The sequence below is a fragment of the Paraburkholderia sp. SIMBA_030 genome, from assembly GCF_046535245.1.
Classification (GTDB): domain Bacteria; phylum Pseudomonadota; class Gammaproteobacteria; order Burkholderiales; family Burkholderiaceae; genus Paraburkholderia.
The window spans coordinates 178,486-193,055 of the sequence record NZ_JAWRXB010000004.1; the positions used below are offsets into that span (position 1 = coordinate 178,486).

General features: G+C 64.2%; 13 protein-coding genes. 1 reads left to right on the forward strand and 12 read right to left on the reverse strand.

All coding sequences use genetic code 11. The features are described from left to right. Nucleotides 1-110 precede the first annotated feature (110 nt). From SB772_RS08275 to surE, 5 genes are read right to left on the reverse strand one after another with little or no spacing between them, the layout of a single operon-like run. A complete protein-coding gene (locus SB772_RS08275) occupies nucleotides 111-887 on the reverse strand; it encodes a 3'-5' exonuclease (protein ID WP_410832779.1) in 777 nt (258 codons plus the stop codon). 4 nt (nucleotides 888-891) lie between these two features. Then, complete coding sequence (gene rpoS, locus SB772_RS08280) at nucleotides 892-1,974, reverse strand: RNA polymerase sigma factor RpoS (RefSeq protein WP_410832780.1); 1,083 nt, start codon at nucleotides 1,972-1,974, stop codon at nucleotides 892-894. Between the two features lie 11 nt (nucleotides 1,975-1,985). Beyond that, nucleotides 1,986-2,915 carry a peptidoglycan DD-metalloendopeptidase family protein gene (locus SB772_RS08285; protein ID WP_410832781.1) on the reverse strand — a complete coding sequence of 310 codons (930 nt, stop codon included), beginning with the start codon at nucleotides 2,913-2,915 and terminating at the stop codon, nucleotides 1,986-1,988. A 5-nt stretch (nucleotides 2,916-2,920) separates the two neighbouring features. Then, nucleotides 2,921-4,012, reverse strand: a complete 1,092-nt coding sequence (locus SB772_RS08290) for a protein-L-isoaspartate(D-aspartate) O-methyltransferase (RefSeq protein WP_410832782.1) — start codon at nucleotides 4,010-4,012, stop codon at nucleotides 2,921-2,923. Next, on the reverse strand, nucleotides 4,009-4,767 hold the full coding sequence (gene surE, locus SB772_RS08295; RefSeq protein ID WP_410832783.1) for a 5'/3'-nucleotidase SurE: 759 nt from the start codon (nucleotides 4,765-4,767) through the stop codon (nucleotides 4,009-4,011). The genes SB772_RS08290 and surE overlap by 4 nt, the downstream gene beginning before the upstream one ends. 215 nt (nucleotides 4,768-4,982) lie before the next feature. On the opposite strand from surE, the gene SB772_RS08300 reads away from it, so the two are divergent. Continuing rightward, entirely contained in the window at nucleotides 4,983-5,957 is a 975-nt protein-coding gene (locus tag SB772_RS08300) for an NADPH:quinone oxidoreductase family protein (RefSeq protein ID WP_410832784.1), read from the forward strand. Between the two features lie 94 nt (nucleotides 5,958-6,051). Here SB772_RS08300 and SB772_RS08305 read toward each other — a convergent pair whose 3' ends face one another. The 7 genes from SB772_RS08305 to dnaX form a co-directional block, all read right to left on the reverse strand. After that, nucleotides 6,052-6,876, reverse strand: coding sequence for an ABC transporter permease (locus tag SB772_RS08305; protein WP_410832785.1), 825 nt, complete (start codon nucleotides 6,874-6,876; stop codon nucleotides 6,052-6,054). A gap of 118 nt (nucleotides 6,877-6,994) precedes the next feature. Further along, on the reverse strand, nucleotides 6,995-7,807 hold the full coding sequence (locus tag SB772_RS08310; RefSeq protein ID WP_410832786.1) for an ABC transporter ATP-binding protein: 813 nt from the start codon (nucleotides 7,805-7,807) through the stop codon (nucleotides 6,995-6,997). Nucleotides 7,808-7,934: 127 nt separating this feature from the next. Further along, the gene (locus SB772_RS08315) at nucleotides 7,935-8,972 is read right to left on the reverse strand and encodes an ABC transporter substrate-binding protein (protein WP_410832787.1); all 1,038 of its coding nucleotides are present in this window, start codon (nucleotides 8,970-8,972) and stop codon (nucleotides 7,935-7,937) included. 153 nt (nucleotides 8,973-9,125) lie between these two features. Continuing rightward, nucleotides 9,126-10,361, reverse strand: coding sequence for a CaiB/BaiF CoA transferase family protein (locus SB772_RS08320; RefSeq protein ID WP_410832788.1), 1,236 nt, complete (start codon nucleotides 10,359-10,361; stop codon nucleotides 9,126-9,128). 83 nt (nucleotides 10,362-10,444) lie between these two features. Next, on the reverse strand, nucleotides 10,445-11,041 hold the full coding sequence (recR, locus tag SB772_RS08325) for a recombination mediator RecR (protein WP_115099840.1): 597 nt from the start codon (nucleotides 11,039-11,041) through the stop codon (nucleotides 10,445-10,447). Between the two features lie 213 nt (nucleotides 11,042-11,254). Further along, a complete protein-coding gene (locus tag SB772_RS08330) occupies nucleotides 11,255-11,581 on the reverse strand; it encodes a YbaB/EbfC family nucleoid-associated protein (protein ID WP_410832789.1) in 327 nt (108 codons plus the stop codon). A gap of 62 nt (nucleotides 11,582-11,643) precedes the next feature. Beyond that, nucleotides 11,644-14,397, reverse strand: coding sequence for a DNA polymerase III subunit gamma/tau (gene dnaX, locus SB772_RS08335; RefSeq protein ID WP_410832790.1), 2,754 nt, complete (start codon nucleotides 14,395-14,397; stop codon nucleotides 11,644-11,646). Nucleotides 14,398-14,570 lie beyond the last annotated feature (173 nt).

A 14,570-nucleotide genomic window follows, 5' to 3' on the forward strand; every position in this document is an offset into this window, starting at 1 on the left:
GACGAACCTCCGCTCTTGCCAACGATTTGGCGCGGCGGCGCGATGGCCAGAGCGTGTACTGGGCGCCTCGCGCTCCCGGTTAGCGTACGGCGAACCGCTTCGCCATAGGCCTAGTTATCGAACGCGGCCAGATACTCGGCCCATTGCGGCGCCGCTTCCAGCGCGAGCGCGTTTTTTACCAGCGTGATCTCGTCAGCATACTCTTCGGCGGAAAACGCGCCGCGGATCAACTGGAAGCGGCAATACAGCAGATACGTATTGACGACGTCGGTCTCGCAATAATTGCGAATTTCCTCGATACGGCCGTCCTGATACGCGTGCCACACCTGGCTGCCGTCCATGCCCATCTTGCCGGGAAAGCCGCACATCCTGGCGAGCGCGTCGAGCGGCGCATTGGCGCGCGCCTGATACATCGCCAGCACGTCCATCAGATCCGTGTGACGCGCATGGTAGCGGCTGATGTAGTTGTTCCACTTGAACTCGCGATCGTCCTCGCCGAGATCCCAGAAACGGGAGGCCGGAATACCGTTGACCAGCGCGCGGTAATTCAGCACCGGCAAGTCGAAACCGCCGCCGTTCCACGACACCAGTTGCGGCGTGTATTTCTCGATCACGCGATAAAACGACTGCACCAGCGCGGCCTCACCGTCTTCCAGCGTGCCGAGCGAGCGCACCCGGAAACCGTTGTTGTCGCGAAATACACAGGAAATCGCCGCGACCCGTTGCAGGTGGTGAGGCAGGAAATCGCTGCCGGTCTTCTCGCGGCGCGCGGCGAACGCGTGCTCGGCGACTTCGGCGTCGCTCAGCGTGGCGGGCAAATCTTCGAGGCGGCGAATGCCGGCGACATCGGGAATCGTCTCGATGTCGAAAACCAGGATCGGTGTCATTGAATTAGAGAACGGCGTCCTTGCGCACACCGTTGGAGGCAAAGAAGCGCTTCAACCGCACCAGCGCTTCCTGCTGGATCTGGCGCACACGCTCGCGCGTGAGGCCCATTTCATCGGCCAGCTCTTCGAGCGTGGCCGGCTCGATGTGGTTCAGCCCGAACCGGCGCTCGATCACATGACGATGCTTGTCCGACAGCCGCGCGAGCCAGGCGCGCGTCAGCGTTTCCAGCTCGCGGTGCTGCACCTCGGCGTCCGGCGACTGGCTCTGATCGTCGGACAGCAGATCGAGCAGGCTGCTCGCCGGGTCCAGGTCGAGCGGCGCGTCGAGCGATGCGGTGTGCTCGTTCAGCGCGAGGATGTCGGTCACTTCGTCGGTGGTCTTGCCGGTCAGATAGGCAATGTCGTCGATGCTGGCGTCGCGGCGCTCGGCCGCCTCGCCCGAATTCATCGAATTTTTTTCCAGGTGGCGCTTGGCGCGCAGCACCTGGTTCAGTTCGCGGATCACATGCACCGGCAGACGCACGGTGCGCGCCTGGTTCATGATCGCACGCTCGATGCTCTGGCGAATCCACCAGGTGGCATACGTCGAAAAACGGAAGCCGCGTGTGGGATCGAATTTCTCGATCGCGTGCATCAGGCCGAGGTTGCCCTCTTCGATCAGATCGAGCAGCGGCACGCCGCGATTGAGGTAGCCCTTCGCGATGCTGACGACGAGCCGCAAATTACGCTCGATCATCACCTGCCGCGCCTCGAACTCGCCCGCCTTGGCAAGGCGCGAATACTTCTGCTCTTCTTCGACGGTCAGAAGCGGCTTGACACTGATGCGGTTCAGGTAATGCTGAATCGTGTCGGCCGTCAACTCGGCTTGCAGCAGCGCACGGAAATCGTCCGCGTCCGGCACGGCTTCGCTCACGCTTTCGCGCGTGTCGCCGGCTTCTTCCGCACCGCCCTGGCGTTCGTCGAGATCGCGCTCTTCCACGATCTCTTCTTCGACTTCCGAAGCGCCGCCTTCGTCCACCATCGCGGACGTGGCACGGCTGATCGTCTCAGACTCGGCTTGCGGCGGACGGCGCTTCGATTTCGGCATGGTCGTATCGCTTATTGCGGCGGCAAGTACTTCAGTGGGTCGACAGGTTTACCCTGCCGGCGAACTTCGAAATGCAACATCACGCGGTCGGAATCGCTATTGCCCATCTCAGCGATCTTCTGCCCTTTGGTCACCGCATCCCCCTCTTTTACCATCAAAGCACGGTTGTGTGCATACGCGGTGAGATAAGTTGCGTCATGCTTGATGATAATGAGATTGCCGTAACCACGCAGCCCATTTCCGGCATAAACCACGCGGCCATCCGCCGAAGCCTTGACCGCGTCGCCGGACGCGCCGCCGATATTGACGCCCTTGTTGGTCGAGTCGTTGAAGGTGCCGAGCAGCGGACCACGCACCGGCCAGGCGAACGCGACGTTGCCGGACGCGCCGGCCGTCGAGTCGCTCGCGGCGCCTGCGTTGGCCGGCGGCGTCAGCGAAGCGGTATTCGAACCTGAACCATAAATAGGCGGCGCTGCCGCTGCGCCCGTCGACGGTGCCGTGCTGCTGAGCGGCGCACTCTGCACCGCGCCGCCACTGCCGATCGGCGCGGTCGTCACGCCCGGCGTCAATGCGGCGGTGTTAGCGCCCGGCGGCACTACGCGCAACAACTGGTCGACTTCGATCTGGTTCGGGTTGGTGAGATTGTTCCACACCGAAATATCGCGGTAATTCTGGCCGTTCTCGAGCGCAATCCGATACAGCGTATCGCCCGGCTTCACACGGTAGTAACCGGGCGGCGGCGGTCCGAGCGGCACGGCCGGCTGCTGCGCGGCTTGCGTGCCGAGCGCGCCGCCACCAGAGCGATCGACGACGGGCGCCTGATCGAGCCGGGAAGCACAGGCCGTCATCAACAGGGACAAGGCGAGCACGCACACGCTACGCTGGGTTACGGTCATAGGGGCATTCAATCTGGTTCTTAGCATCGCGCGCAACATACTCATCGGTGTCAAATCACTCCGGATTTTAAGGGTACAAAGAAAACGCGATCAAGCCGCGACTCGCGCCATTGCGCGGGTCCGAGGCGCTCGACCAGAGTCAGTACCTGGTTCTGGCCGTCCTGCGAGCCGACTGGTGCAACCAGACGGCCGCCGATCGCGAGTTGTTCAAGCAATGCTTGCGGTACGTCGAGCCCAGCCGCGGCGATCACGATCGCATCGAACGGCGCCGCCGACGGCAGCCCAAGGCGGCCGTCGCCATAGTGCAGCCGGATGTTCGGAATGCGCAGCGGACGCAAGTTTGTCTTCGCGCGTTCGGACAGCGGTTTGATGCGTTCGATCGAATAGACTTCCCGTGCGACCTGGCTCAGCACCGCCGCCTGATAACCGCAACCGGTACCGATTTCGAGCACGTTGTTCAGCGCGCGGCCCGCCGCGGCCAACTCGATCATCCGGGCGACTACCGAAGGCTTGGAAATCGTCTGGTGATGACCGATCGGCAGCGCGGCATCTTCATAGGCCTGGGCCGCGAGACCCGGGTCGACGAACATGTGGCGCGGCACCACCGACATCGCGTTCAACACGCGCTGATCGGTCACGCCATTCGCTCGCAGGCGTTCGACCATCCGTTCGCGAACCCGTTCCGAAGTCAGCGCCAATGCACCGTTCAAAGCGACGTTCGGTGCGGCAGCGCGCTCGCTGGGTTTGGCAGCGGGCTTGGCCGGCAGCGCCGGTTTTGGCGCGGCGGCTTTCGCCTGGAGTTTGGGTTGTGGCTGGGCCTGGGGCTTAACCTGGGGCTTAACCTGGGGCTTAACCTGGGTCGTTAGCTGGGTCGTTAGCTGGGCCGCCACCGGGGTTTTTACCTGGGGCTTCGCTTGCTGCTGAGCCTGCGCTCCAGTCTGCAGCTTTGCCTGAGGCTTTGTTTGAGGCTTGACCATGGAGCCGGACGGCGAGCTCTTCGCTGGTTGCTGGCGTGCATTCAGCGCCGCGCTCGCGGCGAGTGCCGCCGCGCGCACGTCGCCCGGACGCCCTTCGGGCCGGCGCGGTTCGCGCACCAGGTCCTCGAGGCCGAGCGGAAAGCGCTTTGCGCGCTCGCCAGTCATGAAGCTTCGCTGCCGGCACGCGCCCAATCGCGCGCAGCGGACAGCATTTGCGTGTGGGTCAGGTCGAGCTGCAACGGCGTGATCGACACATGGCCGTTGGCGATAGCGTGAAAATCGGTGCCTTCGCTGGCGTCGCGCGCGCTGCCCGAGGGGCCGATCCAGTAGATCGGTTCGCCGCGCGGATTGGTCTGGCGGATCACCGGCTGCGAAGGATGGCGCTTGCCCAGGCGCGTGATCTGCCAGCTGCCGAGTTGCTCGTATGGCAGGTTCGGAATATTGACGTTCAGCAGCGGATGCCCCGGCAGCGGATGCTCCAGGTAATGCGCAACGATTTCCGCGGCAACGCGGGTTGCATCTTCGAGATGCAACCAGTCCTTGTCGACCAGCGAGAACGCGATGGCGGGCACGCCGAACATGATGCCTTCAGTGGCGGCGGCGACGGTGCCCGAATAGAGCGTGTCCTCGCCCATGTTCTGGCCGTTGTTGATGCCCGACACGACGAGGTCCGGCGTGTGGTCAAGCATGCCGGTCAGCGCGATGTGCACCGAATCGGTGGGCGTGCCGTTCACATAATAGAAACCGTTCGCCGAGCGCAGCACAGAGAGCGGCCGCGACAGCGTCAATGAATTGGACGCGCCGCTGCAGTTCTGCTCGGGGGCCATCACGGTGACGTCCGCGATCGGCTTGAGCGCTTCGTAAAGCGCGGCAAGACCAGGCGCCATATAACCGTCGTCATTGCTGATTAGGATTCGCATGCGGCGATTGTAACCGAGGAAAGAAGACGCGCGGACGACACGGCGGGCAGCGTGCGCGACGCATGCAAAGCGCACGCGTCGAGCATCCGGCGGGTCAGTAGCGGAGACGTATGAAACAATAAAAACGCACGGTCGTGCGGCTTGCTTTACACTCAGAATACTTGCGACACCCCGAAGGAAGCCCCTTCGGGGACCCTGATCGATATGGAGACACGATGCGCGCGATTCGCTGCAATCAGTATGGGCCACCGGAGAGCCTGGTCGTCGAAAATCTGCCGGACCTCGAGCCGCCGCCCGGTCACGTCGTGATCGACGTCGAAGCCGCGGCCGTCAATTTTCCCGATGTGTTGATCATCGAGAACAAATACCAGTTCAAACCACCCCTGCCCTTTACGCCTGGCTCCGAAGTGGCGGGTATCGTGCGCGCGGTCGGCGCGGATGTCACCCAGTTCAAGCCAGGTTCGCGGGTGGCCGCGTTCACTGGCTCGGGCGGATTCGCCGAGCAGGCGGTGGCGCCCGTTGCGGCGTGCGTGCCGCTTGCCGATGGCGTCGAATTCGAACTGGCGGCAGCGTTCACGCTGGCCTATGGCACGTCGCACCATGCGGTGGTCGATCGCGGTGCACTGAAGGCCGGCGAAACGATGCTGGTTTTAGGCGCGGCAGGCGGCGTCGGGCTGGCGGCAGTCGAAATCGGCAAGGCGCTCGGCGCGCGCGTGATCGCGGCGGCGTCGAGCGACGAAAAGCTCGCCATCTGTGTGAAGCACGGCGCCGACGCCACCATCAACTACAGCACCGAAGACCTGCGCGAACGCATCAAGACCCTCACTGACGGCAAAGGTCCGGACGTGATCTACGATCCCGTAGGCGGCGTGTACGCGGAACCGGCGTTTCGCAGCATCGGCTGGCGTGGGCGCTATCTGGTGGTGGGCTTCGCCAACGGCGAGATTCCCAGGCTGCCGCTCAATCTGACGCTGCTCAAAGGCGCGAGCATCGTCGGCGTATTCTGGGGCGACTTCGCGAAGCGCGAGCCGCAACACAATCACGCCGCGTTCGAGCAAATGGTCGGCTGGATCGGCGAAGGCAAGCTCAAGCCGTACGTATCGGCGCGCTATTCGCTCGAAGACACCGGCCGGGCTTTGCGCGATATGGCAGAGCGCCGGGTGATCGGCAAGGTGGTGATTACGCCCTAGCCGCGGCGCGCTCACGAAGCGCTTGCGGGAAACGTCAAATGAAAAAGCGCGCGGTTTTCGGACCGCGCGCTTTTTTCTGGGCCACAGGCTTGCGTTAGAGCTTTTCCGTCTCACCCGTTTTCGGCTGCCATTTCATCAGACGCCGTTCGCCGATCCCGACGATGCCGTCGAGGATCAGCGCAAACGCGGTCAGCACCAGAATCCCGGCGAACACGGTATTGATATCGAACGTGCCTTCGGCCTGCAAAATCAGATAACCGACGCCACGCGCCGAGCCGAGGTACTCGCCGACCACCGAGCCGACGAACGCCAGCCCCACCGAGGTATGCAGGCTCGAAAACACCCAGCTCATCGCGCTCGGCAGATACACGAAGCGCAGCAACTGCTTGCGGTTCGCGCCGAGCATGCGCGCGTTGGCGAGCACGACCGGGCTGACTTCTTTCACGCCCTGGTAAACATTGAAGAACACGATAAAGAACACCAGCGTGACGCCCAGCGCGACCTTCGACCAGATTCCAAGGCCAAACCATACGCCGAAGATCGGCGCGAGAATCACCCGCGGCATCGAATTGGCAGCCTTGATATATGGGTCGAACAGCGCGCTCGCGAGCGGCGACAACGCCAGCCACAGGCCGACGCCCAGCCCCAGCGCGGTGCCGAGCGCAAACGCCAGCACGGTTTCGACCAGCGTGATCCACAGATGCAGATAGATCTCGCCGCCCGTGAACCATTCCCAGATTCGCTGCAGTACCTTCTGCGGCTCGCCGAAGAAGAACGCGGCTTTATTCGGATCGTCGAAATAGAACGCCGGCAGCAGCGTCGGGCTGGTCAGCACGTACCAGAGCACGAAGCACAGCACGAGCAGCAACCACTGCCAGATCACCAGGTTCGCCCGGTTCGGGCGCAACGTCTTCCACATGGGTCGATTGCCTTACACGGTTAATTGACGCAACGGCGAGACTGCGAGACGCACTGCAAAACTCAACTGCAAAACTCAACTGCAAGACGCAACTGCGGACGCAACCGGGCGGACACGGTCAGACAGCCGTGAGTTGCTGCTGATAGCCCTTGAGCACTTCATCGCGCAACACGCTCCAGATCTGCGCGTGCAATTCGACGAAACGCGGATGCGCGCGAATTTCGGCGACGTCGCGTGGACGCGGCAAATCGATCGTGAATTCGCCGATCGGATGCGTGCCCGGCCCGGCCGAGAGCACCACCACGCGATCGGACATCGCAATCGCCTCATCCAGATCGTGCGTGATGAACAGCACCGCTTTGCGTTTGGCCGCCCACAAGTCGAGCAATTCGTTTTCCATCAGCTGACGCGTCTGGATATCGAGCGCGGAAAACGGCTCGTCCATCAGAATGATGTCGGGGTCGAGAATCAGCGTCTGCGCCATCGCGACGCGCTTGCGCATGCCGCCGGACAGTTGATGTGGATAGCGGTCGCCGAAACCGCCGAGGCCGACGCGCTTGAGCCACTCGTCAGCCTTGCTGCGCGCGTCGGCCGGCGGTACGCCCTGGAATGCGAGGCCCGCCATCACGTTGTCGATCGCCGAGCGCCATGGCATCAGCGCATCGGCCTGAAACATGTAGCCGGCGCGCCGGTTGATGCCTTTGAGCGGCTCGCCGAACACGTTGACCGTGCCTGAAGACGGGTCCAGCAAACCAGCGCCGACATTCAGCAAGGTCGACTTGCCGCAGCCGGTCGGGCCGACGACCGAGACGAATTCGCCCGGCGCGATCCGCAAGGTGGTGTCCTTGACCGCCGTGTAGCGCTGCGCGCGGCTATCGCGCGCGGCAAACGTGCAGGTGATGTTCTCGAGCGCCAGGGCGGCAACGGTCATCGTTCGACTCGCTTCGAAGATCGGTTTCGGTTTGTCTGGGTTTGTCTGGGTTTGTCTTGTGTCGTGACTGCGGTGATCAAGGTGTCGCGGCCGCTCTTGACCCCGCCTTTGACCCTGCAGGCACAGGCTACGCCTTGACAGTGGCCAACGCTTTCTTGACGAAGTCGTTGGTCCACGCCTTCGACAGATCGATCGGCTTGCCTTGCACCGCCGGGTCGAATGCCTGCAAGGTTTTCAGCGATGTCGCCGGGCCGTCGGCCGGCATCAACCCATCCGGCGACATCGCCTCCTTCACGTGCTGCCACGCGTCCAGATACACCGCGCGGTCGCCGAGCAGATAGCCTTCCGGCACCGTGTTGATCAGCTCGCTGCCGGTGGCCGTTTGCAGCCATTTGAGCGCATGCACCATCGCGTTGGTCAGCGCCTGGATGGTGTTCGGATTCTTCGTGATGAAGCTCTGCGACGCGTACAGGCACCCTGCCGGCATGTCGCCGCCGAACACGCTGCGCGTATCGGTCAGCGTACGCGTGTCCGACACGATGCGAATGTCGCCGGTCCGCTCGAGCTTGGTCATCACGGGGTCGAGATTGGCGATCGCGTCGATCTGGCCCGACTGCAGTGCGGCAATCGCGCCCGCGCCGGCGCCGACACCGATGAACGCAACGTCTTTCGCGGTCAACCCGGCTTTCGCCAGCACGAAGCTCGCCATGATCGCGGTCGACGAACCCGGCGCGGTCACGCCGATTTTCTTGCCCTTCAGATCGGCGATCGACTTGTAGTTCGGCAGCGCCTTCTTCGACACGGCGAGCACGATCTGCGGCGCGCGCCCTTGCAGCACGAATTCACGGAACAACTGCTTCTGCGCTTGCAGCAGCAAGGTGTGTTCGAACGCGCCGGAGACCACATCCGCGCTGCCGCCGACCGCCGCCTTCAGCGCTTGCGAGCCGCCGGCGAAATCGGAGATTTCGACTTCAAGTCCTTCGTCCTTGAAGTAATTGCGGCGCTCGGCAATGGTCAGCGGCAAGTAATAGAACAGATTCTTGCCGCCGACGGCGATCGCCACCTTCGTGGTTTCGGGTTTGCCCTGTGCGAAAGCAAGCGGCGTGGCGGCGAAAGTAGCGCCCGCGAGCGCTGCAGTTCCGGCAAGGAAGGTTCTGCGTTGCATGGTCCGTAGTCTCCGACTTTTGTTGTCCGGTTTTTTGTCTTTTGCCGCGGCGCCCGTAGGCGCCGCGCTTGCGTCTGTTTGTGTCTCTGCGGTGCGGTGCGCAGGAAACAGCCGTGAATCGAGCGCGGCGCAAGTTCCGAACCGCGCGTGCTCTCAGACTATCTGTTGCGCATGCAACCGTGCAATGTGGTCTGCATCATAACCTAGCGATTGCAGGACTTCATCGGTATGTTCACCCAGTTCCGGGCCGAGCCAGCGGGTTTCGCCGGGCGTTTCCGAGAGCTTCGGCGTGACCGACGGCAGCGCGATTTCCCGGCCGTCCTGCCATTTGAAGCGCTGGATCATCTGACGCGCCATGAACTGCGGATCGGTGAACATGTCGGCGACGCTATAGATGCGGCCGACCGGCACGTCGGCGGCATTCAGCACGGCGAGCGCTTCGTCGATGGTGCGCGTGGCGAGCCACGCGGCAATCGCGCCGTCGATTTCCCGGGTGCGCGGCACGCGGCCGTCGTTGTGCGCTAACGCGGGATCGTTCGCCAGGTCCTCACGCTCGATTGCCAGCATCAGCCGCTTGAAAATCGGATCGCTATTGCCACCGATCACGATGCTGCCGTCGCGGCACGGATAAGTGTTCGACGGCACGATGCCCGGCAGCGACGCGCCGGTGCGCTCACGCACCATGCCGTACACACCGTATTCGGGCACTACGCTTTCCATCATGTTGAACACGGCCTCGTACAGTGCGACGTCGACGACCTGCCCCTTGCCGCCGTTCACCTGCTTGTGATGCAGCGCCATCAACGCGCCGATCACGCCGTGCAGCGCCGCGATCGAGTCACCGATCGAAATGCCGATGCGCGGCGGCGGCAAATCCGGATAGCCCGTGATATGGCGCAAGCCGCCCATCGATTCGGCGATCGCGCCGAAGCCCGGCCGGTCGCGATACGGCCCGGTCTGGCCGTAGCCGGACAGACGCACCATTACGAGCCCGGGATTCTCCGCGGACAAAACGTCATAGCCGAGCCCGAGCTTCTCGAGCAAACCCGGCCGGAAATTCTCGACGACGATATCCGCTTCTTTTGCGAGACGCCGCACGATCTCCTTACCCTCTTCGGCTTTCAGATTGATCGTGACGGATTTCTTGTTGCGCGCCTGCACGGCCCACCACAGCGACGTGCCGCCGACTTCCGGGTAGAGCTTGCGCCATTTGCGCAGCGGATCGCCGCCTTTGGGATCTTCGATCTTGACGACGTCGGCGCCGAATTCGCCGAGAAAGCGCGCGGCGAACGGGCCGGCGATCAGGGTGCCGAGTTCGAGCACCTTGACGCCTGCGAGCGGGCCTGTGGGCGCGGCGGCAGTTGCGCTTGAGTCGGGGGTGGCGCTCATGTGTCTCCTTTCTTCTGTTCTGGCGGGCTCGCGCAGGGCCGCGTGCAGTTCGTCGATGCGGCGAGCGCGGCAAGCGCTTCGCGCTACATCGAGCGCCGGTCGAGCATCGCGCGGGCGATCGTGCCGGCGTCGACGTATTCGAGTTCGCCGCCCACCGGCACGCCGCGCGCGAGGCGCGTCACGGCAAGTCCGCGTGCCTTGAGCGTTTGCCCGAGGTAATGCGCGGTGGCCTCGCCTTCGTTGGTGAAATTGGTTGCAAGCACGACTTCCTTGACGACGCCATCCGACGCGCGCTTCACGAGCCGATCGAAATGGATCTCCTTCGGGCCGATGCCGTCGAGCGGACTGAGCCGACCCATCAGCACGAAATAGAGGCCGCGATAGGTCATCGTCTGTTCGAGCATGATCTGGTCGGCGGGCGTCTCGACGACGCACAGCAGCGTAGGATCGCGCTCGGGATCGAGGCAGACCTCGCAGATTTGCGCTTCGGTAAAAGTATTGCACTTCTCGCAGTGCTGCAGATGTTCAGTCGCGAACAGCAGCGAGCGCCCGAGTTTTTCGGCGCCGTCGCGGTCGTGCTGCATCAGGTGGTACGCCATGCGTTGCGCGGACTTCGGCCCGACACCGGGCAGTGCGCGCAGCGCTTCGACGAGCGCCGACAAGGCGGAAGGTTGTTTCATGCGGATCGACGGCGTCGAAGTGGGGGTTGCCCTGTAGGCGGGTAGCGATGCGGCTCTATCAGCGCGCAAGCGGATCAGGCAGGCGCTTGACTGACGAACTGCGACGCGCGGTGTCGAACCGGGACAAGCATGGAACGAACGTGACTCGTGCGTTGCCGCGGACACCGCGGCAACGGCAGCCGCGGCACTCGGTCCGTATTGCAGCGGCAGCGTTCAGAACGGCAGTTTGAAGCCCGGCGGCAGCGGCAGGCCCGAGGTCATGCCGCCCATCTTTTCCTGGGCGGTGGCCTCGGCCTTGCGCACGGCGTCGTTGAATGCAGCGGCGATGAGGTCCTCCAGCATGTCCTTGTCGTCGGCGAGCAGGCTCGGATCGATCGAAACGCGGCGCACGTCGTTCTTGCAGGTCATCGTCACCTTGACGAGGCCCGCGCCCGACTGCCCCTCGACTTCGATCTGCGCGAGTTGCTCCTGCATCTTCTTCATGTTTTCCTGCATCTGCTGGGCCTGCTTCATCAGCCCGGCGAGTTGGCCTTTCATCATGGACATGCTCCTTCTTGATAGCGTGAAATCCGGAAATCGGGTGCGCCACAAGGCGCGGCGAATCAGTGGGCGGATGGCGCGCCGTTCGGGCCGGCGTCCTGCGTAATCGGGCGGATCGAGCCGGGCACGATGCTCGCGCCGAACTCGCGGATCAGCGATTGCACGAACGGATCGGCGCCGATCTCGCGCTCCGCTTCCTGCTGACGCTGGGCGCGCATCGCGGCGTCGTGCGCGGCGGCGGTCCGGCGCGCCGGACCGACTTCGACCAGCACTTCGACGTTCTGGCCGAGCTTTTCGGCGAGCGCGGTTTTCAGTTTAGCGACCTGCGAGGCTTCCGCGTACTGCGGCACCGGCACGTTCAACTTGAGCGTGCTGCCTTCGAGCGCCATCAGTTCGCTGTTGAACGCAAGCTGATACGAAATGCCTTTGAGCGGCAAATCGACGGCGAGCGCGGGCCAGTCGCCCTTGAAGCCCAGCGGGTCGAGCGGCACGGCGGGCGGCAGCGGGCGTTTGTCCACTACCGGCGCGGGAGCGGACGGACTCGCAGCGTTGACCCGGACGTCGTCCGGGCCGCTGTCGAACACGGGCACGTAATTGTCTTCGGGCAGGCCGTAATAGCCTTCATCCGCAGCCGAGAGCGGCATGTACTCGTCGGGCGGGATGTCGTCCCACGGCGGGATCGACGCGCCGTTCTGCTCCGCGTTGCTGCGTTGCGCCTGCGGTGAGAGCGCGCGCGCGGCGTCCGGCTGCGCGCGGCGCGGGGCGCCCGGCGTAGGCACGGGCACGACGACGCGCGGCGCGGCAGGTTTCGGTGCGGCCGCAGCAGCGGGCCTGGCGGCTGACGCGGCGGCGGCGCGGCCACGGTCCGACGAAACTTTCAGTCCGGCGCTGCGCAATACGTTGAGCGCGTCGCTAGCGCCGCCTGCGCGGCGCGACGGGGCGTCCGCGGCGGGCGGCGGTACGGCCGCCGGGACTTCCTCAACGCGTGCCGTCGCGGCATCGGCCGGTGCGGCTTGCGATTGTGCGGGCGCGGCATCGACGCGGCTGGCCGCGGCGGGCGGTTCGTCAGTTTCGCCGTCCGATGCGGGTGATTCGTTGACGACGGACGCAGTGGCTCGTTCGTCTTGCACGGTTGCTGCGTCACCAACGGCTGGCGCCGGAGTTTCGCTCGTCTCCGCGACCGTTTCGATCGCGCTCGGCGCCGGGCTCTCGCCCTGTTCGGCGGCCGGCTGGGAGGGCGATTCCGGCGCTACGCCGGACGATGCTTCGAGCGCGGGCGCGCCGCTTTGCGGCGTCTGGGAAGCGGATTCGCTCGCGGCGGGCGTTAACTCCGTCGAAGCCGTTGCATTAGCAGCTTCCGGTTGCGCCTGGTTGTTGGCTTCGGCCTCAACAGGCCAGACATCAGCCGCTGCCTTTGGCGCTTCGGCTACGTTCGCGTTTTCCACCGCGGGCTTTTCCGACGCAACAGCCACCGCAGGCTCGGCGCGCTTCGCTCCGGTCGCCTCGGCAGCGTGCGGCTCGCGCACCGCCAGCGCGGCAGCATTCGCCACTGGCGCTGCGGAAATCGACCCAGCTTGCTGCGCAACCGCTTCTGCCGAACGCGCCGCCGGCGCACGCGCGGACACCGCAGCCTGAGACGCGGCCACCGCCGGCGTGCCGGCGCGTTTAGCTCCGTTCGAATTCGACGATCCCGCTGCACGGCCCGAACCCGCCGCCCCGCCGCCGCCGGTCGGCGCCGGCTCGAACGCCAGCATGCGCAACAGCGTCATCGTGAAGCCGGCGTATTCGTCAGGAGCGAGACCCAGCTCGCTTCGGCCGATCGTCGCGATCTGATAGAACAACTGCACCTGCTCGGCACTCAGCGCTTCTGCAAAACGACGCAAATCGCCCGCTTCCGGCCACTCGTCCAGCACCGACGACGGCGCGAATTGCGCCCACGCGATCCGGTGCAGCAAGCTCGCCAGATCCTGCAGCGCCGTCGAAAACGACAGGCTGCGCAGCGCCATCTCGTCCGCGACCGCCAGCACCGCGGCACCGTCGCCGTCGGCAAGTGCATCGAGCAGACGGATCAGATAGCTTTGATCGAGCGCGCCGAGCATGCCGCGCACCGCATCTTCATTGACCTGATTGGCCGAATAGGCGATCGCCTGATCGGTTAGCGAGAGCGCGTCGCGCATCGAACCGTCGGCCGCGCGCGCGAGCAGGCGCAACGCCTGGGCGTCGAACGGCACGTGCTCTTCGCCGAGAATATGTTCGAGGTGCGAGACGATATGCCCGGCCGGCATCTGCTTCAGATTGAACTGCAGACAGCGCGACAGCACCGTGACCGGAATCTTCTGCGGATCGGTGGTGGCCAGGATGAACTTGACGTGCGACGGCGGCTCTTCCAGCGTCTTCAACATCGCGTTGAAGGCGTGATTGGTCAGCATGTGCACTTCGTCGATCATGTAGACCTTGAAGCGCGCGTCGACCGGCGCATACACCGCGCGCTCCAGCAGCGCGGCCATTTCGTCGACGCCGCGATTACTCGCCGCGTCCATCTCGACATAATCGACAAAGCGGCCTTCGTCGATCTCGCGACACGCGCGGCACACGCCGCACGGCGTCGAGGTCACGCCGGTTTCGCAATTCAGCGCCTTGGCGAAGATCCGCGACAGCGTGGTTTTGCCAACGCCGCGGGTGCCGGTAAACAGATAGGCATGATGCAGACGGCCACCGTCGAGCGCGTGCGTGAGCGCGCGCACCACGTGCTCCTGTCCGACGAGCGAAGCAAAATCCTTCGGCCGCCATTTGCGTGCGAGAACTTGATAGGTCATGCGGAAATTGTATCAGTAACGATGGCACGCCAAACCGAATCGACGGCGCGCAAACGCATGTTGCCGTGCCATTGAAATTGGCTAACGAACCGATAGAAAAAAATAGATGCGCCGCGCGAAATCCACGCCGACAGACAGCAGAGGGGCTCGAAAGAACGACGGGGGAGTAAAAC